The organism is Shewanella sp. 38A_GOM-205m (assembly GCF_000518445.1).
Taxonomy (GTDB): Bacteria; Pseudomonadota; Gammaproteobacteria; order Enterobacterales; family Shewanellaceae; genus Shewanella; species Shewanella algae.
Window position 1 is genome coordinate 1 of sequence record NZ_JADP01000042.1, and the last position, 26217, is coordinate 26217.

The window sequence follows — 26217 nt, forward strand, 5'->3', positions numbered from 1 at the left end:
GCTCTCTGCGTTATCCGACTTCGACAGGCCCCGGCATGCCTTCAGTCAGATGCCTTGAACGCCAATTGCTGTGCAAGCCAGAGTGCCACGAGGACTTATTCGCACCTTCCTTAGATAATCCAGCGCGCCACAAACCGCGGCGACCTGGGCGGCATTGCACTGTTCATCGCTTGCTTGCGGGCTGTCCGGGTAGACTTCTGTGGTGCAGGTGTATGGGGCATTGGTAACCGAGGCACATAGACCAAGCTGCTTGAGCGGATAACGGATAACGCCGTGGTCGACCACAGGAGAGCCGATGATATTGCCGTCTTTGTCGGCCGGAGCGATATGGGTCACTTTGGCGACCGCTTCGATAATGGCTCGTTGGAATTCAGGTTGCGGCATGGCTTCATCATCTACCACATAAAAACCGTCCGGGATCTCGCCGGGAGCTATGATTTTGCCATCGCGGGCCGCCAGCGCCGGGCGAAACTCGGTTTCATCCGTGTCTGTGGTTTCATGCAGATCGATATGAGCCAGGAAAGTGGCGCCGTGGCTAGCAACCAGAGCCATCAATGCGGCAGACTCTTCCGCCGGGCTGGGTTCAAAGAAGGAACGATTGGGATCGATAGCCAAAGGATTCCAACGGTTGATGACTTCGTATCCCCAAGGGCTGACACAGGGGACGACCAGGAGGTTGAAATCCGTTTGATAACGTTCGGCTTCCTGCTCAAGAAACTGCAGCGCACCTTGAACGCCACTGGTTTCATAACCGTGGATCCCGCCTGTGACCAATACCCAGGGCTTATCTGCCTGTGGCGATTTACTCTGCAGGGCGAGCAGGGGATAACGTTCCGGGTCATAACTTAAGGCGCCGTATCGGCGGCATTCAAAAGCTGTCTTGAGGGCATAGATCTTGTCGAGCACCTGTTCACGGTAGCTGCGTTTGATGTTTTGGGTGGCGCGCCAGGCGGATTTTTCGGCCTCTCCCCAGGGAGTACCTGGAGTGCCTATAGGGTATTCTTGACTCATGGATTGCCTCCTTATTTCTTTTATAAAACGTGTATGAATGGCGTATGAATAGCAAAACGCAGCCCATTGGACTGCGTTTATTCTTGAGGAAAATGTTACTGGGCGTTAAAGGCCTGACCGTTTTCCTGCAGGCTGTCGTCGCCCATCAGATATAGATAAACGGGCATTATCTGCTCTGGCGTCTTGAGATCCAGTGGGTTCTCTGCCGGATAAGCCTTGGCGCGCATGCCGGTGCGGGTTGCTCCCGGATTGATACTGTTGGCGCGCACCTGGGTGCCTTCACATTCATGAGCCAGCACCTGCATCATGCCTTCGGTAGCAAACTTGGAGAAGGCATATGGGCCCCAGTAAGCGCGGCCCTTACGGCCAACACTGCTGGAGGTAAAAATAATTGAGGCGTGCTCGGCCTTGCGCATCACAGGCAACAGTGCCTTGGTCATCATGACTTCGGCCACCACATTGACCTTGAGCAGATCTTCCAGTGACTGAATATCAATATGTTCAAATGGCCCCAAAGCGCCCAACAGACTGGCATTATGCAGCAGGCCATCGAGCTTGCCGAATTGCTGCTCTATGGTTTCAGCCATGTCGCGGTAGTTTTGTTCGCTGGCGCCCTTGAGATCCAGAGGCACAATCGCTGGAGTCGGGCCACCGGCGGCTTCAATTTCATCGTAAACGGCTTCCAGCTTCTTGACCGTTTTGCCCAGCAGGATCACTGTGGCGCCATGGGCGGCATAGGCCTTGGCTGCGGTTTTGCCAATGCCGTCGCTGGCACCGGTTACCAGAATAGTTTTGCCCTTGAGAAGATCTTTTGCTGCTTGATATTCCAACATGGGGAGTTGTTTCCTCTTCGCGCTAAAGCCCGCCAATACTCGACTCACTACAGCGGTATACATCTGTTTAAAACAAATGACTGTTCATTGTTACTTTTCGTTGCGTGCAACTGTGACAAAAATGTAGCTAACTCAATATTTTTACGTTAACTTGAGACGAGCTGAGGACTGATTTCAGCTCCTCTGGTCACAGTGTCTGGGGTATTGTGACCAATTTCTTGGGGAAAACAAAATTATTACAACAAGATTTGGGGAAAAAAGATGAAAAGACTCATTTTGGGTGTTGCAATCGCATCTGCACTTGGACTGACAGCATGTGGTGAAGACAGCTATAACGAACTTAAGGATAAGACAGAGCCGCTCATCCCTGAGTCCCATTTGGTGTTTGATCCTGCCAAAGCTGAAGTTCCCTTGCCAAACGACCTACTGCTCAACGGCACCACAGACGGTACCTTGAATATTCCCGGAGAAGCCTCCGGTGACTATACCAATCCGCAGCTGGCGCTGGGCGCGCTGGATGGCTGGTCAACCACGCAACCGATAACCATAGATATTGAACCTTCCAAAGATAACAGCGGCAATACCTTGAGCCTGCTGGCATCTTCCGTGGCCCAGCCTGGAGCGGTGAGAATGTTTGAAGCCGTCAGCGGCGGCCCGCTTTCTTCCAAAGCCGAGTGCCAGGCCAAGCCTTCGGTTTCTGCCTGTGAAGTGGGTGAAGAGCTGGTTTGGGGGGAAGACTTTATCACTCAAGCGTCCGGCAACAAGATTGTCATTGTGCCACTGAAGCCACTTAAGCCCGCTCAGTCTTATATCTATGCCACCACTAAACTCATCATGGATTCGGCCGAGCGCCCGATAGCGCCTTCCTACACCTATGGTTTGTTGAAACTGGATATCGACACAGCGCCGCTGGAAACCGCCGATCAATTGATGCTGCAAACTCTGGTAAACAGTTATGAAAAGGGCATGGCGGCGGCTCATGGCGTCGACAAGGAAAGCATTACCTATTCAGGCCTGTTTACCACCCAGTCGGTGGCCGATGTTTATGAAACCACCAAGCTGCTGATGCTGCAACCCGGCTCACCCTATGCGCCCAAGTGGCTGCAAACTCCGACTCCAGCCGGCTATACAGTGGCGATGGCCGCAGGGCTCACCCCTGCTGACGGCATAGCCTATGTATTGGCGGATTTGGCCGATGTCTACACTGCGGCCATTGAAGTACCGGTTTACGGCACTTGTTCATCGGCAAGCTGTGACGGCATTAACGGCTACTGGCAGGCCCAGGGCGACAGCCCGGTATCTGTGTTGCTGGCGCTGCAGGCTGGTACTCTGAGCCAGGAGAACTTTGCCGCCCAGGCGATGGCTTACAACATAGATCCCGCCGCTGCACTGGCCAATCCTTCCTTGTTGGCCGGCAAAGCGTGGAAACTGGATGATGACAGTGCGGCCGATGCCACCAAGCACCTGACCCGCTTTAATCCCATTCCGGCTATTCGCAACTACGAAACTGTGCCTGTGCTGATCTCCATGCCCAACGCCGCTAAGCTTGCGGCATTTTATGCCAGCCAGGGCTTGCCTTTCACGCCACCAACCAGTGGCTGGCCTACCACGATAGCGCTGCATGGTCTGGGTGGCGGCAAAGAGATGTCGCTGGCCTATGCCGGTAGTTATGCCGCAGCCGGTGTGGCTACAGTGGCCATAGATATGCCGCTGCACGGTGCCCGTTCATTTGATGCCAATGGTGACGGCATCTATGAAGTGTCGGCCTCAGGTGCTGCCTATGGTAATGTTGTCGGCAAGCCGGATGCCTTCCAAAACGGCAATCCGCTGGTATTTGTCAACATAGAAAGCACGCTGTCGGTACGGGATAACTTCCGTCAGGCGACCATGGATCATCTGGCGCTTAGAGCCGCGATAACAGGTATGTCGGCGCAACTGGCCGAAATGGGCGCGCCTCAGGTGTTTGATAATAACCAGATAACCGCTCAGGGGCTTAGCCTTGGCGCCATTGTCGGCACCAACTTCGCGACCTATGCCAGCACAGGTTTGAAAGACCCTGCATCCGGCACAGCCTTGCCCAACTACTATGGCATCAAGGGCGCATCTTTGGTGGCGCCTAGCGGCGGCCTGGCGGGGTCTTTCGCCGGTTCAGCCACCTTTGCACCTCTGTTGTTTGCCAATGTGACGGCTTCCGATACCTTCAAGGCCTTGGTGGACGCGGCCAATAAACAAGGATATCAGCCGGGTTCGGCCGAATATGAGGCACTGGTTCAGACGGTATACGCCGAATTTATCCCTACCTTCGCCTTTGCAGTACAAACCGGGATAGAGTCAGCCGATCCTATCAACCAGACTGCCATGCTCAAGGCCACGGGTTTGCCGGTTCATCTGGTGGAAATCGTCGGTGATGGTGCAGGTAACAAGGGCGATCAGGTTCTGCCTGGTACTGTCGCGGGCTTCCCGCTGTCCGGCACTGAGCCTTTGATTGCGACTCTGGGGCTTAACTGCGTCGATCAGACCAGTGCTGGTGGCGGCGCTGTGCGCTTTGCCAAGGGGCATCACAGCTCACTCATTGACCCATCCGAAGTACCGGGCGTGACCGATGGCATGGCGGCTCAGGCGACAGCAGAAATGCAGTCTCAGGTGTCTATTTTTGCCTCTTCTGCCGGTAAAGATGGTGCCAGCATTTTGGTGACCGACTCGTCCGTTCTGCAAAGCTGCGGTGGCTAAGCGGTTACTCATATGTTTTTTGTAACAAACCCGGCGAAATGCCGGGTTTTTTTATCTATGCAAGGGCTGCTAGAATAGCGCGATTTTGTGTGCTTTCTCGCGGTGAAAGGAACCCTGTAGTGGAATTTTTATACGAGTACGGATTATTTCTGGCCAAGGCGATCACTTTGGTGGTGGCAGTGGGTGCCATAGTGGTAATTGTGGTGGCATCGGCGGTAAAACAAAAGAGTGACAGGGGCGAGCTGAAACTGACGCATCTCAGCGATGAGCTTAGATCGCTCAAGCATCACCTCAAGGCAGAGCTTTTGGGCAAAAAGGCGTTCAAGGCCTATGAGAAACAGCTCAAGGCCGAGCAAAAGGCCCACGACAAGGCGCTTGATGCCGGGGAAGCAAAAGATCCCAAGGTGTATGTCGTCGAGTTCAAAGGTGGCATAGAAGCGGCCGAAGTGGCGTCACTGCGGGAAGAGATCAGCGCCATTCTGGCAATCGCCGAGGAAGGTGATGAGGTAGTCGCCAGCGTTGAGAGTGGTGGCGGCATGGTTCATGGTTATGGCCTGGCGGCCAGCCAACTGGACAGGATCCGCAATGCCGGGCTGCCGCTGACCATATGTGTCGATAAGGTGGCTGCCAGTGGCGGTTATATGATGGCCTGCGTCGCCGACCGCATTATTGCCGCGCCGTTTGCTATCATAGGCTCCATAGGTGTTGTTGCCCAATTGCCGAACTTTAACAAGCTGCTGAAGAAGCATGACATTGATTATGAGCAGCATACCGCCGGTGATTTCAAGCGCACCCTGACGCTGTTCGGTGAGAACACAGATGAGGGTAGAGCCAAGTTCCAACAGGAACTGGAAGAAACCCATCAGCTGTTCAAAGACTTTGTCGGGCGTTATCGGCCGCAACTGGAGCTGGACAAGGTGGCAACCGGTGAACATTGGTATGGTCAGCAAGCCATAGAGCTGGGGCTCATAGATGAAGTCGGCACCAGTGATGATCTCTTGCTGAAGTTGGCCGCGGATCGCACTGTGATCAAGGTAAAATATCAGCTGCGCAAGAAACTGGCCGACAAGTTGGCCCACAGCGCTTCTTTGATGCTCAACGCCTGCTACAACAAGTTGGCCGAGAAGAATCGGCCAATGTAACTCCTGCTGTTTAATCCATTCGCTAATCTAACCCCGGCACGCCGGGGCTTTTTATGTCACTATTCTTCCGGCAAAACCGTGCCGGCGTTATCGTCACTCAAGTCGCTGCCAAAACCATTCAGCCACAGGATTACTTTGGCCGAATGCATTCCTAATGTGTTTAAGACCTTGGCTGATTCTGCCTCCGGATGAGTTTGAGAAAACGACCGCAAGCGCAGACCAATTCGAGCGGCTAATTGACGCTATTTTGCATAAAACACCGACATTAATGCTTTTAAAATTCATAAACAGAGGCATTTAGGCCTTTTTATGCAGTACGCCTTTAATTCTCTGGCTGGATACGTTAAAACAGCCTTGGGGGATTAACAAAAAGATAACAATAACTATGCAGATCAAATACCGAGCCAACATGATGGTTGGGGATCAGGCGTACCCGGCTTTTGAACTGGCCAACCTTATTCGTTTTATTCAGTCACAATTGGGAGCCGAGGCTGCCGAAGAGATATGCCTGCACATAGGCACGGGTATCAATGAACTCAAGGAGTGCCAATTGGTGCGGGTCTGGCAGCTCAGCGCCACCATAGCGTTTCTCATGCAGCGTAGTCGACGTGAGGATATCAGCCTGCTGGCTGGTCTCAATACCCGGGTAACCGACTTGGGCTTTCTGTTGCCTTTGCTTGGGGATTGCCGGGATCTCGGTGAATGCCTGGATTTTGTGCTCAACCATCCCAAGTGGGTGGGCAGTTTTGCCGATCTGTTGCTGCTGGAAGATGAGCGGGAAATCCGCCTGCGCTGGCTCAATACCGGCCGGGCCGAGTCGTTAATCTATCGCGGCGAATTTCTTCACAGCATAGGTGCGCTGCTGAGTTTGGCGCGGGAGTTAACCGGTCAAGAGGTCAGCTTTAACTGTATCTGTGTTACCGGCACTTTGATGCCGTCTGAGGGATTGGCAAAACTGACCAAACAGCTGGAGTTTCAGAGTGACTTCAATGAATGGCGCCTCGATAAATCCTACCTGGCGTTGGCTGTGGATCTGAGTCATTTTTCCGATCACAGCCAAAACTGTCAGCAGCAGAGCTCGCTGATTGAAAAGATTATTGCCGAGCTGGATGGCGACTTTCCCGCTGTACCGCCATTGGAAACCATGGCACTCAGGTTACACATGAGCAGTCGCAGCCTGAGGCGCAAGCTGGCGGCCCTCGGCAGCAGCTATCAACGCCTGGTGGATCAGCAAAGGTGTCAAAGAGCGGTGAGCTGGATCCTTGAGGGCCGGCTATCGGTGAGTGAGATTGCCGAGCGTTTGGGATACAGCGACAGTTGTCATTTTCGCCAGAGCTTCAAGCATTGGCTCGGCTATCCACCAGGCTATTTCAGCCGCTTGGGGCAGGAAGACTAAAAAGGCCCGGGTCGTCAAACCCGGGCCTTTTGCTTATTGCGGTAAGCGTTTTTCAGTCTGCTTGGCTCCAGCTTCAGTTGGAGCAGCTGGCTGCCGGTAAACGTTTAATCCATTCGCTTATCAGCGCGACTCCTTCATCGTGGCTGAGGCTACGGCCAATTTCGGGCATTCTGTCGCCCGGCTCATTGCTCTGCATCCGGAAATGCATGATGGACTCGGCCGGATTACCCGGTACCACATCGTAGCCCAGGGTGCCGCCGCCATAGGCGACAGGCGATTTACAGGTGCCGTGGCTGAAGCCGTTGTCTTCATCATAGCTGCGCTGGTATTCCAGTTTCAGCCCGGTATTGGAGGCATTGCCTTCGGGTCTGTGGCAGTGGGCGCAGTTGATATCCAGGTAACCCTTGGCAGTTTGCATCAGCTCGCTGTCACTGAGCTGAGTCAAAGTGGCTTCATCACCATCCACATAGGCTGGTACCTTGTCGACGCTGGTAAGAGTTGGCAGGCCGCTGAGAATACCCGCGCTTTGCCAATGAAGCAGTTGGTTGGCGCTGCCATCCTGGTAGGGGTAGTCACGGTTCAGATGGCGGGCCTTGGGACCAATCGGCATAAACACCGCCTGACTGGCGCTGTCGGCCTTGAACTGATGACACTGCTTGCACTGATTCATTGACGGGACAACGTAGTCAAAGTTCAGGGTTTGCCCCTTGTGCACCACGCTCTTGCCTTGAATGGCACCGGCCTTGGCCAAAGTGGCATCTGTTTGCTCGGCATTCCAGACATAGGGCAGGGCGGTCCAGCCCGACTCTCTGTGGATCAACAACCGAGTTTCAATCAGAGTTTCATTGTCCACGCCTCTGGTTGCGGTATCGGCAGGCAGGGCAAATGTTTTCACCAGTACTGTGCCTACCGGGAAGTCAAAGGCCTCATTGCTGCTGTAGTTGGCTTGTTTCCCTTCCGGCACAAACACATAGCGATACTTACTGGCATAGTCGGTAAACAGCGGCGTGTTGAGATCGTAAGGGATCCCGCCACTGTTTGGCATGGCCGCCGGCATAGAGGCGTCGGCAAACAGGCGGTATTGTGCCAGGCTGCTGCAATTGGCACCCGTCAGAGCATCCCAGTTCACACCAGAGCCTTGAGCGCTGCACAGCGACAGGTCGCCATCGCCTTCAAGGCCGCCTTCACCTTCTCCTATAGTACCGCCACCGCCGACCAGAACGCCGCCGTCACAACCTTCGGTATCATCATCCACGCCGCAGCCGAAGATCTGTTCGCCGACAGTGACGGTATGCACAGGTAGGCTGACCAAAGAGCATTGCAACAGTTGCTGCTGCTTGGCTTCATACATGACATCGGGAATGCTGACATCGGTATTGCTGTTGCCGTAGAGCCGGCCAATACTGACATCTCCATTGTTGCTGGCACAGACATTTTCACTGCCGTCAGGGTTGAAGGGGAGTTCACCAAAGCCGAGATAGGCGCCGGTACCATTGTTGGCGAGCAGTTCACCCAGACCATCGTAGAGGATCCCCGGGAAGCGGCCATGGCTGTAGATGTAGGCCTTGATGATATCCTCGATAAGATAACCGTTGGGCTTGGTGGCAAAACCGCTTATCTGGTTGTCATGGATATAGATGTTGCGTGGTGTGGCGCGCCAGCCATCTTCAATGGCCTGACCCGGCTGGGCATAGCTGGCGGCAAAGGCGGAGACATCCGGCTCGGCGATAAAGAAGCTGGAGACTGTGACCGCCAGGGTATCGTGGTTGCTGATCTGGTTGTTGAACACTTCCACATCGTTGGTGGAGAGTATGATCACCCCGGTGCCGGGAGGAACAATATGCACTCCGGCCGGGTTGGCAGAGGCGTTGGCGAAGTTGTGGGTATTGTTGTCATAAACCTTGTTGTTGAATACCCTTACGCTGGAGCCGTACTTGTGGTTGCCAATGGGAAGGTCGAACACCAGAATACCACCGGTATTGCCCATGGCCTCATTGTCATAGACATCGGCAAAGCGCGAGTTTTCCACTTCGATACCGGCGACGTTTTCCTTGGCGATATTGCGCCTGACGACTATGTACTCAGACTGGCCCACATAGATACCGGCATCGGCGCTGCCGCGGACATAACTGTCTTCAATCAAAATATTCTCGCATTCCACCGGGTAAAGGCCGTAGGCGCCATTGCCTTGATCCAGCTCACCTTCCCACACTGCGGAGACATTGCGCAGTATGATGCCATTGGTATTTTTCAGCTTGATGCCGTTGTTTTTGGCTTCATAGACCGAAAGATCCTTGATGGTGATATTGAGGGCGTTTTGCACAAAGATACCGTCACCGGCGTTGGCATTGGCAAAGTCGAGAATGGTTTCATCGCGGCCATGGCCCATGACAGTGACATTGCTGGCATAGCTGCCGTCACCGTCGACATCGCCGTCAAACAACAAGGTGGCATCTATCTCAAATCGGCCCTTTGGCAACACGATTACAGCGCCACTCTGGGCGTTGATCAGAGCTTCCTGAATTCGGGTTGTCAAATTGTCCCCGGCTTCAACCATGATGGCGCCTTCGGGGAAGGGGCTGGTTACCGGCGGTGGCGTCACGACCGGCGGTTCAGTGGTTTGAGACGTATTGTCGTCATCCGAGCAGGCAATGAGTCCCACGGTTAACCCGGCTGCCAGCAACGCCAAAGTCAGGGGGTTTTTCTTGTTGAACATAATCTCTCCTGATTATTGTTATTATTCCGTTAACAAGATCCCGATTCATTTCCCGACTGACAATGTGAAATCCGGCCAAATTAGCGCCAAATAATGCAAGTAGCGGCAAATAACAGATTGAGATGTTATCGCCATATGTAAACACTATTTTAACAACAGTTTGTTTTTCATCATTTATTCTGGATTTAGTTCGCCGGCAGTGATAAAACCTCATGCGTCAGAATCAAAAGGAGTTGGCATGAGTAAGGATGAACAAGAATACAGTCTTTCCGGTGATCCCATTTTCAGATACACGGATGGTGAAAAGGAATGGCAGTCGCCTATGGGTGAAGAGTGTATCGTCCAGATAAGCGAACATATTGAGCGCCATATTGGTGAAGTCACCTGGGTCTTTCATGAAGTTATCTCGGATACTGTGCATATTGATGTGCATTATGTGGCACCGACAGACGAGCGACCTTTCCATACTCTGGTGACTTCCGGCATGAGTGACTTGCCTATGAGTACCCCCGAAGAGGCGGATATCCCCAGGTTTATGGAGCTGATGATCACCTTGCCGGCGCATTGGCAGATAAGTCAGGAAGCCTTCAGCGATGAACAGTGGTACTGGCCTGTAAGGCAGCTTAAGTTTTTGGCGCGCTTTCCGCATAAATACGACAGCTGGCTGGGCTGGGGACACACAATACCCAATGGTGATCCTGCCGAACCCTTTGCCGAAAATACCCGTCAAAACGGCATGATAGTTCTGCCGTCACTGCTACTTGATGAGGGTTTCCACACCCTGGAGATTGACCAGGACAAGTGCATCAATTTTTATAGCCTGGTGCCGCTTTATGAAGAAGAGATGATGTTGAAACTGGAGCAGGGCAGCGATGCCTTGTTGGATCTGTTCGACAAGTATCAGGTGAGCGATCTGGTGGACGTTGCCAGAATCAATGTGGTCACAGGGCGGAAATAACCGAGCCCAGGGGACTCACTCATAGCACACTCATAATAACAAGGTAAAAAGCCGGACTGAGCTGCATTGTGCAGGCTAGCCCGGCTTTTTTGAGTCTTAACGCTTGTAACTGATGTGCTGATGGAATCTCAACACCAGTTCACGGCGCTCCGGATCCAAGCCTATGGCTTCGGCAAAGTCTTTCAAAGCCGCTTCCACCTGGTTCATATAGCGGCCATAACCTGGCTCTGTGTAGTCCTCTTTACCGGCAACCAGCAAAAAGTGCACCGATTCTACCAGGTTGCGCCCATCCCAATGGCTGACAAACTGAGTGTCGGTTGCCGCAGGATCAAAGCCTATCATCTGGGCTTCGGCAGTACTTTCCACCTTCTCGAACTTACTGTTGCGAACCAAAGGCATCAGGCCGTTGGCCACCATGGCGATGCGGTGCAATTGCTTGCCGGCCGCCGCGCTGCGGAACTTGTCCTCAAGGAACTGGTACAGCGGGCTGAAGTCTTCGGTATGCTCTTCTTCCAGCACGCTCTGCTTCAGGCGGCGGCTCAGCGGCAGGCTGACGGTGACATAGGCCAATGAACTGTGATCTTCCGGCAGTTTGCACTTGCGCGACTTGTAGCGCTGATAAATATCCCTGAGCTTGTAGCCATAGGTCTTTTTCTCCCCCTTGGCACGGGCGAAGAGATCGTAGGCCATGTGCTGGTGATCGCGGACTTTGACCCTTAATTCCTGCTCCGGCAGGTTGCCCAACACCCCATTCAATACGGCATTGACCCGGCTGTGGAAATTGGCGGCGTTGGCGCGAATTTCCTTACCTGTGGCCAAAAACAGCAGTCTTAACTTGCGGGCCTTGTAGTCCGGCTGGAAGAAAAGGTTCTGGGCTTCATGGTAGGCCGGGTTGTAAAAGAACAGGATCTGTTCGGCGGTTTGGAAGCAGTAGGCCTCGGTGTGAAAACGCACCACAGGCAGTTTGTCATTGGCGATCACATGAATGTTGTGCAGATCTTCCTTTTCTGCCAACTGGAATACCAACTTGCTGATCTCGCGGTAGCAGTTTTCGTAACTGGCATAGTGGCTGAGCAGCGCATCTGTCATCAGTATTTCAGCCATGATGTACTGGCTGGTACGGGTGGCCAGGGGAATATAGACTTTTTGCTGGGACATACGCTTTCCTTGTTTTATGTTATCAGGCCGGTATGGGCATACTAGCCGGGTTGCACTGCAATCTTATTGCGACAAAACAACTTTCAATCCGATCGGGTATGGACTTATCGCGCCCGCCCTAGTGTAATCTATGGTTATGATTTATTAAACATTAATAAACTTTAGCCAACCTTAAGGTAACAAACTGAATAACAAGGAGTCGTTAATCTTGATTACCGAAAGCCCCAGATTAATTTTGAGACAGTTCCGTGATGGTGATCAGCAGGCCTTGTTTGCCATGAACAGTATTCCCGAAGTGCTGAGGTATATCCCCGGCGGGCCGTTGAAGGATGTTGAAGAGGCCGGTCAGGTGCTTGAAAAGGTCATTTTGGCCGACTACCGCAAGTATGGCTATGGTCGCTGGGCTGTTGAGCATAAGGCCGATGGCAAGGTGATAGGTTTTTGCGGCCCCAAGTTCCTGCCGGAGTTCGGCAAGGTTGAGTTGGGATACCGATATCTGCCTGAATACTGGGGCCAGGGACTGGGTTATGAAGCCGCCAGCCATGCATTGCCCAAAATAAAAGCGATTTGCGCCGTGAATGAGTTGATAGCCCTGATCATGGATGGCAACCTGGGCTCGGAAACGATAGCCCTTAAGTTGGGTATGCTGCCGCAGGAAGAAAGTGAACTGATGGGGCACAAGGTGAGGGTATTCAGCCGCAGCCTTTAGTCGTTTTTAGCTATGTCGTCCTGCGGCTATTATGTCCGGCTGCTATTATGTCCGGCGATAGTCTTATCCGCCTGTTGCCGGCGCAGATGCGTCTGTGGCAGGGGCTTTGATGGCTTCGATTGCCGATTCAACCCAGGGCAGCACAAAGGCGGTGATCTTGGGCTGGGCCTTTTCGTTCGGGTGCAGCCCATCGGCCTGCATCAACTCGGGGAAAGGCGCTATCTCTGTCATAAAGAAGGGCATCAGGGTGACGTTGGGCTGTTTGGCCAGGTCACTGTAAACGGCGCTGAAGGCGTTGGCATATCTGGGGCCGTAGTTTGGCGGTACCATGACTTCGGAAAGCAGCACCTTGGCGCCGGATTGACGGGCCAGCGCAATGATTTTTGTAAGATTGTTTTTCAGCTCTGTTGGCGGAAAGCCTCTCAGACCATCATTGCCACCTAGCTCCACCAACAGCAGCGAGGGTTTTACCGACTCCAGCAACTGAGGCAATCTTCTGAGGCCACCGGCCGTGGTTTCGCCGCTGACAGAGGCATTAACAATGTTATGCTCGGGTAAGGCTTGTCTCAGCCCTTCGACCCAACCCTGTTTCTCGGCCATGCCGTAACTGGCTCCCAGGCTGTCCCCCAGGATCAGTACATCAGCGGCCTTGACGGGCAGCGCAGAGAACAAGAATATGACTGGTATCAATGCCAGCGGACGCAAGCATAAGGAAGCAATTTTGAAGAACAGTGCCATTAAGGTTTCCCATCTCGTAAAAACTGTCACTACCCAGGAAGGTGACCTGACTATCCTGAGTGGCATCAATTTGGATGTCAAGCCGGGCCAGAGTGTGGCCATTCTTGGGCCATCAGGCTCAGGTAAATCAACTCTGCTGGGCCTGCTGGCGGCATTGGATACCCCCTCGTCCGGTGAGATTTGGCTCGATGGCAGTGCCCTGGCCGGGCTTAATGAAGAGCAGAAGGCTGCGCTGCGTAAGCAGAAAGTCAGCTTTATTTTTCAGTCTTTTATGTTGGTTGATACCCTCAACGCCCTGGAAAATGTCATGCTGCCGGCTGAACTTGCGGGTATCAAGGATGCCAGAGAGCGAGCCAAAGCCATGCTGGAGCGAGTTGGCCTCGGGCACAGGCTCAATCATTACCCGAAACAGCTTTCCGGCGGTGAGCAGCAGCGGGTGGCTATCGCCAGAGCCTTTATCAGCGAACCCAAGGTGCTGTTTGCCGATGAACCCACGGGCAACCTGGACAAACACAACGCCGACAGGGTTGCCGACATGCTGTTTGAGCTCAATCACGAGAGTTCGACCACCTTGATTTTGGTGACCCACGATATGCAATTGGCCAGTCGCTGTGAGCGCCAGTTGGAGATGCACGAAGGGCGATTGTATGAACAGGGGCAGCAAACCCCGCCGGAAGAGGTCGGTTTGCATGAGGCCAAGACAGAGAGCCAGGTGCCGGCGGCATCGGTAACGGCAGAGGAGGGGCGCTGATGGAATGGACGCTGGCATGGCGCCTGTTTCGCCGCGAACTCAAGCAAGGGCAGTTGGTATTGATTGTGCTGGCCTTGACCCTGGCGGTGTTGTCTGTCACCGGTCTGGCCCGGGTCAGTGAGAGATTGCAGCTCGCCATCAATGGCCAGGCGGCCAAGTTTATTGCCGCCGACCGAATCATTAATTCACCCGTCCCCATAGATGCAGGCATACTGCAGCAGGCCAACGCGTTGGGGCTGAAGCAATCACAGAGTTTGCAGTTTAACTCTATGGTTTACAGCGGTGATGCCTTTCAGTTGGTCACTGTCAGGGCAGTTGATAATGCCTATCCGCTCAAGGGCAAAATTGTCTTGCGTCAAGGAGAAACCAGTACCTTGCCGCAGCCAGGTGAACTGTGGTTTGAAATGCGTCTTGGGGGATTGCTGGGGTATCCCAAGAGTGTTGAGCTGGGTAACGCCCAGATGGCGCTGGCCAAGGAGATAGACAGGCTGCCCGATGCCGGTTTCAATCCATTTGCTTCTTCCCCCTTGGTGTTGATGCGCCTTGATGATGTGGCGGCAACCGGGGTCATTCAACCCGGCAGCCGGGTGACATATCTTTATCAGTTTGTCGGGGACAGCCAGGCGCTGAGCCGTTTTGAGGAATACGCCAAGCCACTGCTGACCAGTAGCCAACGTTGGGTTGATGTACAATCCGGCGATTCGCCGATTGCCGGGGCGGTGCAGCGGGCGGAGCGATTCTTGCTGCTGGCGAGCTTGCTGGGGATAGCCCTTGCCTGCGCCGCCATCGGCATTGCCGCCCAGCGTTATTGTCAGCGTCACTATGATGTGGTTGCGATGCTGAAAACCTTTGGCGCCAGTGCAAGACAAATCCGTTTATTGTTTGGTCTGCACCTGCTGCTGGTGACCTTTCTTGGAGTGATCTTGGGGATCTTCGGTGGCCTGGTGCTGGATTATCTCATCAGCCGAGCCTTGCCAGCGGAAATTGCCGCCTATTCTCCGCCTATGCTCAGACCGCTTCTCTTGGGGTTGGCTACAGGGTTTATCAGCGCCTTTATGTTCAGTGCCTATCCGCTGATGCGGCTGCTGGCTATTCCGCCGCTCAGGGTGTTGCAACGCCAGCTAGAAGGAATACGTCTGGGCATGTGGTTGCATCTGCTGCTGAGTTTGGCGGCCATGGGATTACTCGGCTGGCTCTACTCGCGCTCTTTGCCTTTGACCCTGACCGTGGTGGCCAGCGTGGTGTTGCTTGGGGTGCTGCTCAGCCTGATGGGGTTTTTGTTAATCCGCCTGGGGCAGAGTGTTGGCATGCGCACGACCAACCCCTTGTCGCTGGCACTGGCGGGCCTTCGGCGCCGCGCCAGACAAAACGCTGTACAACTGGTGGGATTTTCCAGCGCCTTGGTGTTATTGCTGACCATAATGGCGTTGCGTCAGGACTTGCTCAGCGAATGGCAGAAGCAGTTGCCTGAGGATGCGCCGAACTATTTCCTGGTTAACATAGCTCCGGACGAAGTAGAGCCGCTGGCGGACTTTATGGCTCAGCGCCAGATTGCTGCCACAGATATCTATCCTGTCATCCGCGGTCGGCTCAGCGCTATCAATGGTGAGGAGGTGATCACTGCCGAAGAGCAGGAACAGGGGCAGAGAGGGCGCCTTGGGATTTCAAGGGAACTGAATCTCACCTGGCGAAATACCTTGCCGCCCAACAATGAGATCCTTGAGGGCCATTTTAATCGGCAAACCGATGATGTGTCGGTGGAGTCCGGGGTGGCCGAGCGCTTGGGAATTACTGTCGGAGACAGCCTGAGTTTTGTTATCGATAACCAAACGCTGACTGTCAAGGTGGCCAGTATTCGTTCTGTGCAGTGGGAAACTCTGCAACCCAACTTCTTTATGATTTTCAGTCAGGAAGCCTTGGCCCCCTTTGCTTATACCTCCATGGCCAGTTTTCATCTGGATGATGGTCAAAAGGCCGTTGTGCTTGAGCTTATCCGTAATTTCCCCACTGTCTCCATCATAGATGTGGGGGCCATGGTGACTCAGCTCAAAGAGATAGTAGCCCAGGTATCTTTGGCGCTGACGCTGGTGTTGGTGCTGGTGGTATTGGCCAGTGCTCTGGTGATGATAGCGCAGACCGAAGCCAGCATGGCCAGTCGCCAACGAGAGCTGGCGGTTTTACGCACCTTTGGTGCACCGGGAAGCCTACTTAAACTTGCCACGGCGTTGGAGTTTGCACTGCTAGGTGCTGTAGCCGGCATTTTGGCGGTCACAGTGGCGGAGTTTGCGCTCTGGCTTTTGAAAACTCAGGTGTTTGAACTCAGAGTCAGCCCTCACTGGCAATGGTGGTTATTGGCTCCCCTCAGTGGTGCCTTGTTGGTGGCACTGCTTGGCCTGTGGCGTTGTCGCAGTCTGCTGCAAAAGTCCTGTGGTGAGCTGTTAAGGCTTGAGTAATGCCAGGGGATTGGTTGTCAGGCTATTTTGTCGAACCATTTTTTGCCAGGCTTGAGTGGCGAATTACTGACCTTTTGCTGTTATTTTGAGCGCTGCTGGGGTAGTATTCCGGCTTTCTTTTGGACAGTGAAGGGATGCGCTGCAACAAGTGAGGTGAGGCAAGTTGACACTGATACTGGCAGGCGCTTTGGCTTTGGCGGGGACTCTGGGCGTCTCCGCTTACACTCTGGGACATTCAGCCTTCAAGGCGGGGATGGGGGTTAAACGTTGGGTGGCTGCCGGGTTGTTGCTGGGACCCGCTGCCATGTTGTTATTTAATGCACATAGGCAATTAGCGTACCGCAAAACCACTCGGCCCGGCGATAGCAAGCATTCCTTCTAGAATCGTCTATTGATTCCAAATCACAGCAAAAGGGAGCATAAATGCTCCCTTGTTTTTTCGCTGTTTCATCAGTTCCACCAACCTCTGGCAGGAACCACTTCCAGGTGGCACAGACCCTCCGGCAGTTTCACCCGTTTACGCTCTGGTTTGGTCAGACCCAATAACTTCTTGATTGATATGATCATATTGGAACCCCTTACGCAATGCTCTCAACAGAGTTAACGACTTTGATATGTGGCACTGCTGCGACTTGAGTCTCCAGCACCTTGATGTGTGGCACCGCAGCAATTTGAGTCTCCAGCACCTTGATGTGTGGCACCGCAGCAATTTGAGTATCCAGCACCTTGATGTGTGGCACAGCAGCTATTTGAGTCTCCAACACTTTGATGTGTGGCACAGCAGCAATCTGAGTATCCAGCACCTTGATGTGCGGTACTGCGGCGACCTGAATATCTAGCACCTTGATATGTGGCACTGCAGCGACTTGGGTGTCCAGTACTTTAATGTGAGGGACGGCGGCAAAAGCCAGTGAATTGGTAACAACGGCGGCGGTAACTAGTATTGATTTAATCATTATTTTATCTCTCTCAGGGTAGTGGTAACAGTCAGCGGTTAACTTCTTGACGCTGAGAGAGATAAAGCAGGAGTTATGCCAAAGTGTTATTTCAGTTTTAAATTGGTTTTATTTTGGCTTTTTATCGGTTCATATGCGGTTTGAATTTGGTTTTTAAATTGTATTTTTCTTTCCTGTAAATGCGGGCAGATTTTGTTTCAGATACTCGGAAAACTCAGCTTCCGGTACGGCTTTGCTGTAAATAAACCCTTGTATTTCTTCACAGTTTAACGCTTTTAAAATACTGAGTTGTGATGAGTCTTCCACGCCTTCTCCCACAACGGAAAGCCCCATATTGTGGGCTATGGTGATGATGGAATCGACCATCTTTAGGTCTCTGTCAGACTTATCGATATCGTCGACAAAGGCTTTATCTATTTTCAAGCTGTGAATGGGGAATCGTTTCAGATAGGACAGAGATGAATAGCCGGTACCAAAGTCATCGAGTGCCAGACAGACTCCCATTTTAGCCAGTTGTTGCATGACTTTAATGGCTTTTTCCGGATGCTTGATAACAGTCCCTTCGGTGATTTCCAGTTCCAGATTAGCCGGTGGCAGGCGGGTCAGACGTAAAATTGACGCGATTCTTTGCTGCAGATCGGGAAGCGCGAATTGTCGCGACGACAAATTGACAGCCACACGGCCATCAAACAATCCCTGCTCACGCCACTGTTGGGCTGCAAAGCAGGCTTTTCGCATAACAAGGTCACCTATTTCAACAATCAGGCCGTTTTCCTCTGCCAGCGGAATAAAGTCATTGGGTGGGATCAATCCGTGTTGAGGATGATTCAAGCGAACCAAGGCTTCCATACCCGACACCAAACCGCTACGCAGGTTGATTTTTGGCTGGTAATAGACTTCAAACAGATCGTCTTTTAGGCCCTCTCGGATGAGATTTTCTACCTCCAACTGCCGGATTGCATTGCGGTTCAATGATTCTGAGTAGAACTGATAGCGGTTACCACCGGCAGACTTGGCATGGTACATGGCAATATCGGCCTTTCTCAGCAGCGCTTGCTCATTTTGCTCGTCTTCTGGATAAAGCACTATGCCTATGCTGACGCCGACAACCAGCTGTTCGCCTACCAGTTCAAAGGCTTGACCGAATGCGTCTATGACGCGGCTGGCTATCACTGCACTGGAACCTATATCGGGATTCTTGTCTACCAAAATGGCAAACTCATCACCACCGAGGCGATAAAGGTTGGTGTGTCCGGGTATAGATTGCTGCAGCCTTTCTGCGACCAGGATCAAAAGCTCGTCACCTATTTGGTGACCAAGAGAGTCATTGATCTTTTTGAAATTATCCAGGTCAAGGACCATCAGAGTGTGGTGATGATCTTTTTTCACCAGGTTGCCTAGGGTGACTTGCAGGTTGGAGCGGTTGGGAAGACCGGTCAGGAGATCATTATTGGTGAGTTTGCGCAGCTCTTCTTCCTGCTGTTTACGACGGGAGATATCGGAAAACACCCCAACATAATGGGTCAGGATCCCTTGCTCATCGTAAATCGCATCTATGGTGAGTTCCATCAAGAACTCTGAACCGTCGCCCTTAATGGCTTCTATATCGTTGCTCCAGCGACCGTACTGCTGCAATAACTGTTTTATTTGTTGATTGTAATTGTCAGGATAACGGCTGAACTGCAGCGTTGTGCCGAGCAACTGGTTGCGGCTGTGTTGGGTTAGTTCACAGCAGGCTTCGTTAACCTCAACATAATGGAAATCGGCATCCAGAATAAACATGCCTTCCGAGATATTCTCTATCGCCCGCTCGAACAGGCGCAGCTGCTCTTCTGCTGTCTTGAAACTGTTGATGTTTTTGATGGTTCCCGTCATACGAAGGGCATTGTCATGCTCATCCCGCTCAACAATTTTGGCCCTGTCGAGGATCCACAGCCACTCACCACTCTTGCTTTTGACTCTGTAGGTTGCTTCGAAATGATCTGTTTCACCGTAAAAATGTTTATTGAGTGCTTCTCTTACCCGCTCTCTATCTTGAGGGTGTATATTGCTCTCTTCACCATGGTGGCCGGAGCGCTGGCCGTCGCGGGGAAACTCGAGAGAACCCCAGATATTAGAGCGGTATATCTGCCCCGTTTCTATATCCCAGTCCCACATCTCATCACCGCTACCCCAGAGGGAGAGCTTTAGACGCTCCTCACTCAAGGCTATTTGACGCTGGATCTCTCTCTTGCGCAGCACGGCTTTGGTGATAGCCGTCAGTATCAGCAGTATCGCCAATACATAGAGAGTTTTGGCAAGCGTGGAGAGCCACCAAGGAGGGGTTATTTCAATTTGCAGTGTTCTGGTGATGCCTTGTTGCTGAGTCAAAGGATTAATCGCATAAACATGAAAGCTATAGGTACCAGGAGATAAGTTGGTGTAGGTTGCTGAGTTCGTTCCTTTCGATGAAATCCAGTCATCAGAAAGTCCCTCCATGCTATACATGAATTCGATATTATCTATATCGCTGCTAGGCGCACTGAATTTTAGAGTGAAAGGGTAGTCTGAATGCTTTAATACGACTTTTTCTGTATGTTGAATAGACTTATCCAGTACACCGTCACCAACACTCTCTTCTATGTTGAATATGAGTAGGGAGTCAATGGTTGGAATGATTCTTTCTTGAGAGTTTATATAATCAGATAGCTCGCTTATATCTAGTATGCTTACGCCAGAATTACCCCCAAATAGTAATTTGTTGTTAATTATAACGCCACTTTGAGAGTTGTATTCCAACTGAGCGCCATAACTCGAATTGATTACAAACTCTTGGTTGTCTTTAAACACTACAACTTCTTTTATTGATGATGCGGCAATTAATTCATCTGTTGCGACAATTGAGAATATGGATTTATTGTTGGAGTAAAATAATGAAGTGTTTTTTCCATCATATCTAAGTATGTTTTTAGGCGTACCAAAATAAACGCTATTCTTGTTTGCTGACAAGCAGAAAACCATATCATGAGAATAAATATTATTGATACCACTACTGTCTTTTTTATACAAGCCACCTTGTGTTGCAATGTATAACTCATTGTTATGGCTGATCATATCAAAAACTGGGAATTGAGTGTCTACAGTAAAACTTTCTATCTCGGTTAGATTTTCTGCATCTAAAGATATTATCTGACCATCAACAGTGCCAATTAAAAACTGATCTTTTATTCTTTTCACAACGGATACAGGAGTAGCCATAATCTTTCTAATAGATATAGTATCTTTAGACAGTTGGAATAACCCGTCACTATTTCCAATCAAGAATCTATTATTGTCACTCAGTACTGACTTTGGACCAGTAAATTTACTATCAAAACTTTCACCTTTAACAAGGTCACTGTTTAATATTCGTATTTTATCACTTTGATCTGCAATAACGACATGATCGCTACTGTCTAAGCTTAATGACCAAGTCGGTTTGTTGGTTATGTCAAGCTTTTTTAACAGGTTTTTACTACTCTTCAAATAAACGAACCCTTCATTTATATTTGAAAGTAAGATTCCATTTTTAACTTTTTTTATATATGGACTTTTAAGAGAGTACTTTTTTGATGATACTCTTCCGATATAAGAGCTTGAATTATCTTTGTTCAGCTTAAAAATACTGTTGCCATAGGTATAGTAAAGGTGCTCACTGTCACCACCTAAAGAGTCGTATGTACCAGGAATGGAATTTACTCTATTCCCATCAATAAACTCAATGACTTCATCTTTTTTTGCTGCATACAGGGAATTAGAAATTTTCTCAATGTTTTCAATATTTAGGCTGATAGTTTTATTGTTGTGTAATAACTCACCCGAGTAAGTGAGAATATATTCACTATTTTTTATTAAGATACCGGATTTAATATTTTTTACAGACGTTGAGCTCTTGTGGATGGGATCTTTTTCTAGTTCATTGAAAATATAGGTGTTTTTTGGTGTTGTGATAAAGAGTTTGTCATCACTTTCATCTATGCTTAGTACCGATTCTGAAAAGTTCACACCAATAAATCTTTCCGTTTCCGGATCGTATTTTGATAGTCCAGAATCTGTTCCAACAATGAGTGCTTGGTACTTTCTTGAATAGATTAAAGAGCGGATGAATGAGCTTTTCAATCCAGAACCATCGTTGGAAAAAAACTGTTTGAAGGACCTTCCATCAAACCTGTTTAACCCATTTACTGTACCAACCCAGATGTAGCCATCCGGATCTTCAGCAATTGATGTAACAGTGCTTTGTGATAGCCCTTCGGGAACGCTGTAAACATCGGCTTTAAGTTGGATTGGGATGGCTGAGGCAGGAAGTGATGATACCAAAGTGAATAAAACAGCAAGCACCAGCGAAAAGGAGAGTGTGAGACCGTGCAGTGATTTAGGCATAAATTTAGTAAATTTTATAATGAGTGATGCCAGTACCGTTGAATGATAACTCTTTCAGAAAGTAGCCTGATTGTCAAAATTAAACCTTTCTATCACATACGTTTATCTCATTTCTGCCCCAGATATGTGGTGATAGATCGAGCTGTGCCATCCACTTAAAAGCATGCTGTGCTGTTATTGAATATAATACCTTTTGATTATAACTGCTGCAGCCCTTTGTCTTGGAACAATCTTCGATACCAATTGGAATGGAGAAAAATTCCTCGTTTGAGCAAGGGCAGCCCAGGGATTAAAGGTTAAACTGCTCAGCCTGTTGCTTGAAGGCGCGTAAATCTGTGATCAAGGAACCGGCTTGCAGACGTTCCAGATGTCTGTGTTGTTCTCCTGTGCTGAACAGCACCAGACGATCGCTGTGTTTGGTGCGCATTTTATCCATCATAAACTTGATCAGGCCGGCCCGGGTTTGGCGCTTGATTTCTGCTACCACCAGCTCACGCTGATTAAAATGATAATCCTTATTGCCTATGCTGACCCAATAACGTTGGCCGCGGGTCTTGAGGTTGGCGTCATGTTCCATGACTTGGTTGATCAGTCCCTGCTTGGTGCTTTCCCACTGCTCATTGGTTATCTGCATCACGGCGTAGTTAAAGTCGGCGATAAACTCATCTATGGCTTCCAGTAATTGCAGTGGCCCGGCAGTCGGTGACTGTACATAGAAGATCATCCCCGGGTGGCGGTTCAGCGGCAGATAGCCTGTGCCCACCATATAACCGAGTTGTCTTTGGGTTCGCAGCTCGTGGAAGAAAGTTGACGACATGGTGTGATTCAGCAGGCTGAACAACGCCATTTTCTCCGGAGTGGCAAACACGGATTGGTAATAGACTATGATAGCGCTGTCCGGGTGAGCTATGTTCAGCTCCCTGAGTACGGTTCCTTTCCCCTGAAGGTTGACCAACTCCCTTGCCGATTCACGGCTGGGCTTGGAAACTAGCGACAGAATATGGCTGAGTCGTTTTCCCAGAGACTGGGCTTCCTGTTCCAGCCAGTCACCATAGACCAGGCCTTCCAGATAGATTTTTTCATAGAAGGCGCTCACATGGTCATGCAGATCGTCCAGGGTGATATCTTCCAACAGCTCAGCCATCCGCAGTGGTTCATAACTGCGTTTTTGCAAGGTTACCGTCAAGCTGGTGAACAGCTGGGAGATGGGTTTGGTCTGGGCATGGTTATACCAACTGCGTAGTAACTGGCGTTTGATAAGGTTGAACCTCTCCTGGGTAAAACTGCGCTCCCGGGCTTTGTCTATCAGCAGCGCCAACAAGGTTTCCTGGTTGCCGGTAAAACCGGTTAAATGCAGGGTCAGCCCGCCCTGATGGGGGTAGATGTTGTAGCTGAGGCCGGCTACTTCCGCCTGATAGGTATGTTCGGTCAGATGATCGAGCAGCATCTCCACATACAGCCGGGTCAAGGCGGCATGTCTCGGCGTGGGGCTGGCCTGATCCGAATCGAGCGAGAGATACAGATGCCCCTTGGGGACATTGAACTCATCATCTTTCTTGTGCCAGATACGGTAACCGGCACCTTCGGCGACAATCACCGGCTCAGGATGCCGGCTGGGTTCGCCTCGGGCTATGGCGTCTTCAACGATGAAAGGGTTAGGCCTTGGCAGCTCCATCCCGGTTTCAGCCTCGGCGCAGCGCCACAGTGCCAGCCTGGCTTCTTCTATGGGCTTAATTTGATAGGGGGTGTGATACCAGGCCGCTTGTTGCTCGGTATCCAGATCCTGGGCCACCAGTTGCAGGCGCATATTATCCGGGGTCATCAGGCTCATCAGTGCTCTGGCTTCAGCGACATCCAGGCCGTCCATGCGATAGTCGCCATAGACGGTATCTTCAACCTGATAATGTTGCATATTGATGCTGAGGTGACTGGCCAGATCCAGGGCTTTTATCTGTTCCTGGTAGCGAAATGCCAGTTTGAGCAGATTGGCCCTTTCCTGATAGCGCCAGTCTTCCAGCCCAGTATCGGCAATGAGTTTGATATAACCGAAGCAAGCAGCAACCACCTTGTCGGTTTGGTTCAAACCTCTGTCGGTCAGCTGAATGCTGATGCTGTATTCCTTGAAGTTGTAGCCGTTGATGCCGCCACCGGCGGAAAGCCCGTTGATAAGACCGGCTTCCTTGAGTTTGGAAAACAGGCTGCCGTGGCTCTCACTCCCAAGTAGGTGACTGATGAAGGTCAGTGGCTTACTGCGATAGAAGCGATCGATAGCGGGCAGGGCAAAGCTCAGGGTCAGGCGCTTTTGCTCTTTAAGCGGCACTATATGGATCTGCTTTTGCAGTTGCTCACTGGAGAACAGTGGCAGTTCGGGATAGGTTTTTTGCAGATCATGATTTTCTATTGCCGAAAAATAGCGTCTGGCATACTGCTCGAGCTCATCGATTGCCATGGGAGCCACCAGACACAGGGTCATCAGATTGGCGCTGTAATGGCTCTTGTAGAAGGCAAGCAGTTCTTCCCTGAGCTGTTGCTCGTCTCCGCCCAGGGTTTGCAGGTTACCGACGGAAAACTTGCTGAAAGGGTGCGCCGGGTTGACCGTCTCTTTCAATACTTGATAGATACGGCGGATATCATCTTTCTGCTTGAGACTGAACTCAGATTCTATGGCGTGTCTTTCTCTGTCCACCAACTCCTGATTGAACAAAGGTGCAATAAAGAACTGGCTGAATCTGTCCAGTGCCTCGGCAAATACCAGGGGATCTATGGCAAAGAAGAAGTTGGTGTGCTCTGTGCCCGTCCAGGCATTATTGCTGCCGCCATGTTGGTTGATAAAGCTGTGATAACCTCCTGCCTCGGGAAATTTGGCTGTACCCAGGAACAACATGTGTTCGAGAAAATGTGCCATCCCGGGGCGGGATTGAGGATCATCGAAGTGGCCGACATTGACCGCTATGGATGCGGCGGCCTGGGCAGAATGCATATCTTGCACCAGCAACACCCGCAGGCCGTTGGTCAGAGTCAGATGACGATAGCTGCGGTGGTCATTGGGGCTGGAAATGACAGACTGGCAAGTGCTCAAGGGATAACTCCCGTATAGACAGATTGTTATATATTGATAGCCTTATGCTTTTTTGGCAAATATCTCTTGGATTTTTCGACTAAAGATTGAGAGCTGTGCGGTTTGTTGCCGCGCTATAAACGGCTACAATTGACATAGAACCATAAGAACTTTTTCTGTAGTGAGTGATGTATGCAGCTTTTTCTAATGCGCCATGGTGAGGCCAGTTTCGAAGCACCCTCGGATCGGGAGCGAATGCTGACTGATGCCGGACGCCTCCATACGACACAGATGAGCAACTGGCTGAATGATTCAGTCTCTGCCTTTGATCTGGTGTTGGTGAGCCCCTACCTCAGAGCGCAGCAGACCTGGCAAGAACTGGGAAAGCACTTTCCTGAACCGCGTAAATGGATGGTATTGGATGAATTGGTACCATCTGCTGACCCTGAAATGGCTGCCAGCCTGGTGAAGGCATACGCGGAACAGTTCAAGGCTGACAAGGTGTTGGTGATAGCCCACATGCCACTATTGGGTTATATGGTCAGTGAATTGGTGGCCGGCATTGAGCCGCCGTTATTTGCGACCTCGTCAGTGGCACTTATCGATTTGCACGGTCAGCAGGCAAGCGTGATGTGGCAGCAAGGGCCGCACAATATCGCCTAGTGCTTTCCCCAGGTTTAAAGCCGCCTTTAGTGCTGCAACTAACCTGAAATCATGCGCCTTATGTGATTAAAAGATGAATCTTAAAGCGCCAGCTAAACAAGGAACCCGGCCATGGCCGGGTTCCTTGCATTTATCGCGCTAAGTCTTTAAAAGGTTCATCGCGGATCTCCGGGGAACGCCTCTCTGACTTTTAGAAAGAAGTATTCGGTATCCCGGTAGCCATAGCCCATTCGCTTCAGCAGTTTGATTTTGTTGTTCATCCCCTCCAGTCGGCAGGTGTGCAACGGATGAACCGCTGAAGCAACTATGCCATGAAGATAGTTTTTAAGACGCTGGCCAAATTGGAGTAGTGGCCTGATACCGCTCTCTCTGACTTGTTGCCACCAGAGGTTCCATTGAGCCGTGGCTTCGGCTTCATCTGTGCAGTACCACATCTCCTTGAGTTGCTCCCTGAGCAGGTAAACCGTCATTAAGCTTTTGTTCGACTCCAACAGCTCGTTGAGATACCCCGCCTGTTTGTCTGTCAAATTATCTCTGTTTTTGA

18 protein-coding genes are annotated in these 26217 nt (G+C 51.1%); 9 read left to right on the forward strand and 9 right to left on the reverse strand.

Annotation, left to right across the window (positions count from 1 at the left end):
* Positions 1-45 precede the first annotated feature (45 nt).
* Both N512_RS23360 and N512_RS0118130 read right to left on the reverse strand, forming a co-directional pair.
* Positions 46-1011 carry a M14 family metallopeptidase gene (locus N512_RS23360; RefSeq protein ID WP_051472864.1) on the reverse strand — a complete coding sequence of 322 codons (966 nt, stop codon included), beginning with the start codon at positions 1009-1011 and terminating at the stop codon, positions 46-48.
* A 95-nt stretch (positions 1012-1106) separates the two neighbouring features.
* The gene (locus tag N512_RS0118130) at positions 1107-1844 is read right to left on the reverse strand and encodes a YciK family oxidoreductase (protein WP_028781229.1); all 738 of its coding nucleotides are present in this window, start codon (positions 1842-1844) and stop codon (positions 1107-1109) included.
* 261 nt (positions 1845-2105) lie between these two features.
* Between N512_RS0118130 and N512_RS0118135 the strand changes: the two genes are divergently transcribed.
* The 3 genes from N512_RS0118135 to N512_RS0118150 all read left to right on the forward strand — a co-directional run bounded on the left by N512_RS0118135 (position 2106) and on the right by N512_RS0118150 (position 7112).
* Positions 2106-4574 carry a VolA/Pla-1 family phospholipase gene (locus N512_RS0118135; protein ID WP_028781230.1) on the forward strand — a complete coding sequence of 823 codons (2469 nt, stop codon included), beginning with the start codon at positions 2106-2108 and terminating at the stop codon, positions 4572-4574.
* A gap of 119 nt (positions 4575-4693) precedes the next feature.
* Complete coding sequence (gene sohB / locus N512_RS0118140) at positions 4694-5716, forward strand: protease SohB (protein WP_028781231.1); 1023 nt, start codon at positions 4694-4696, stop codon at positions 5714-5716.
* Between the two features lie 385 nt (positions 5717-6101).
* A complete protein-coding gene (locus tag N512_RS0118150) occupies positions 6102-7112 on the forward strand; it encodes an AraC family transcriptional regulator (RefSeq protein WP_037475515.1) in 1011 nt (336 codons plus the stop codon).
* Between the two features lie 73 nt (positions 7113-7185).
* On the opposite strand, the gene N512_RS0118155 is transcribed toward N512_RS0118150, so the two are convergent.
* Complete coding sequence (locus N512_RS0118155; protein WP_028781233.1) at positions 7186-9828, reverse strand: SO2930 family diheme c-type cytochrome; 2643 nt, start codon at positions 9826-9828, stop codon at positions 7186-7188.
* Positions 9829-10066: 238 nt separating this feature from the next.
* Between N512_RS0118155 and N512_RS0118160 the strand changes: the two genes are divergently transcribed.
* Positions 10067-10786, forward strand: coding sequence for a suppressor of fused domain protein (locus tag N512_RS0118160; RefSeq protein ID WP_028781234.1), 720 nt, complete (start codon positions 10067-10069; stop codon positions 10784-10786).
* A 96-nt stretch (positions 10787-10882) separates the two neighbouring features.
* Here N512_RS0118160 and N512_RS0118165 read toward each other — a convergent pair whose 3' ends face one another.
* Positions 10883-11944, reverse strand: a complete 1062-nt coding sequence (locus N512_RS0118165) for a DUF3083 family protein (RefSeq protein WP_028781235.1) — start codon at positions 11942-11944, stop codon at positions 10883-10885.
* A gap of 208 nt (positions 11945-12152) precedes the next feature.
* Here N512_RS0118165 and N512_RS0118170 point away from each other — a divergent pair, with 208 nt between their 5' ends.
* Positions 12153-12653, forward strand: coding sequence for a GNAT family N-acetyltransferase (locus tag N512_RS0118170; RefSeq protein WP_028781236.1), 501 nt, complete (start codon positions 12153-12155; stop codon positions 12651-12653).
* A gap of 63 nt (positions 12654-12716) precedes the next feature.
* Here the strand turns inward: N512_RS0118170 and N512_RS23365 are convergent, their stop codons facing one another.
* Positions 12717-13391 (reverse strand): arylesterase, encoded by a 675-nt coding sequence (locus N512_RS23365; protein WP_051472865.1) that lies wholly within the window; start codon positions 13389-13391, stop codon positions 12717-12719.
* Here N512_RS23365 and N512_RS23370 point away from each other — a divergent pair.
* The 3 genes from N512_RS23370 to N512_RS24205 all read left to right on the forward strand — a co-directional run bounded on the left by N512_RS23370 (position 13330) and on the right by N512_RS24205 (position 16977).
* Positions 13330-14142: an ABC transporter ATP-binding protein gene (locus N512_RS23370; RefSeq protein ID WP_051472868.1), complete on the forward strand. Its 813-nt coding sequence runs from the start codon at positions 13330-13332 to the stop codon at positions 14140-14142. The two genes, N512_RS23365 and N512_RS23370, sit on opposite strands and share 62 nt — an antisense overlap.
* Positions 14142-16595, forward strand: a complete 2454-nt coding sequence (locus N512_RS0118185; protein ID WP_028781237.1) for an ABC transporter permease — start codon at positions 14142-14144, stop codon at positions 16593-16595. Before N512_RS23370 ends, N512_RS0118185 begins: the two co-directional genes overlap by 1 nt.
* A gap of 163 nt (positions 16596-16758) precedes the next feature.
* A complete protein-coding gene (locus N512_RS24205; RefSeq protein ID WP_231473623.1) occupies positions 16759-16977 on the forward strand; it encodes a hypothetical protein in 219 nt (72 codons plus the stop codon).
* A gap of 196 nt (positions 16978-17173) precedes the next feature.
* On the opposite strand, the gene N512_RS23375 is transcribed toward N512_RS24205, so the two are convergent.
* From N512_RS23375 to N512_RS0118205, 3 genes are all read right to left on the reverse strand, one after another.
* Positions 17174-17551, reverse strand: a complete 378-nt coding sequence (locus N512_RS23375) for a hypothetical protein (RefSeq protein ID WP_051472866.1) — start codon at positions 17549-17551, stop codon at positions 17174-17176.
* A gap of 153 nt (positions 17552-17704) precedes the next feature.
* The gene (locus tag N512_RS0118200; RefSeq protein ID WP_028781238.1) at positions 17705-21952 is read right to left on the reverse strand and encodes an EAL domain-containing protein; all 4248 of its coding nucleotides are present in this window, start codon (positions 21950-21952) and stop codon (positions 17705-17707) included.
* Between the two features lie 289 nt (positions 21953-22241).
* Positions 22242-25031, reverse strand: coding sequence for an insulinase family protein (locus N512_RS0118205; protein WP_028781239.1), 2790 nt, complete (start codon positions 25029-25031; stop codon positions 22242-22244).
* A gap of 171 nt (positions 25032-25202) precedes the next feature.
* On the opposite strand from N512_RS0118205, the gene sixA reads away from it, so the two are divergent.
* The gene (gene sixA / locus N512_RS0118210) at positions 25203-25673 is read left to right on the forward strand and encodes a phosphohistidine phosphatase SixA (protein ID WP_028781240.1); all 471 of its coding nucleotides are present in this window, start codon (positions 25203-25205) and stop codon (positions 25671-25673) included.
* Positions 25674-25828: 155 nt separating this feature from the next.
* On the opposite strand, the gene N512_RS0118215 is transcribed toward sixA, so the two are convergent.
* Positions 25829-26217 (reverse strand): transposase (locus tag N512_RS0118215; protein WP_028781241.1); only part of this gene is annotated, 389 nt, incomplete at its 5' end.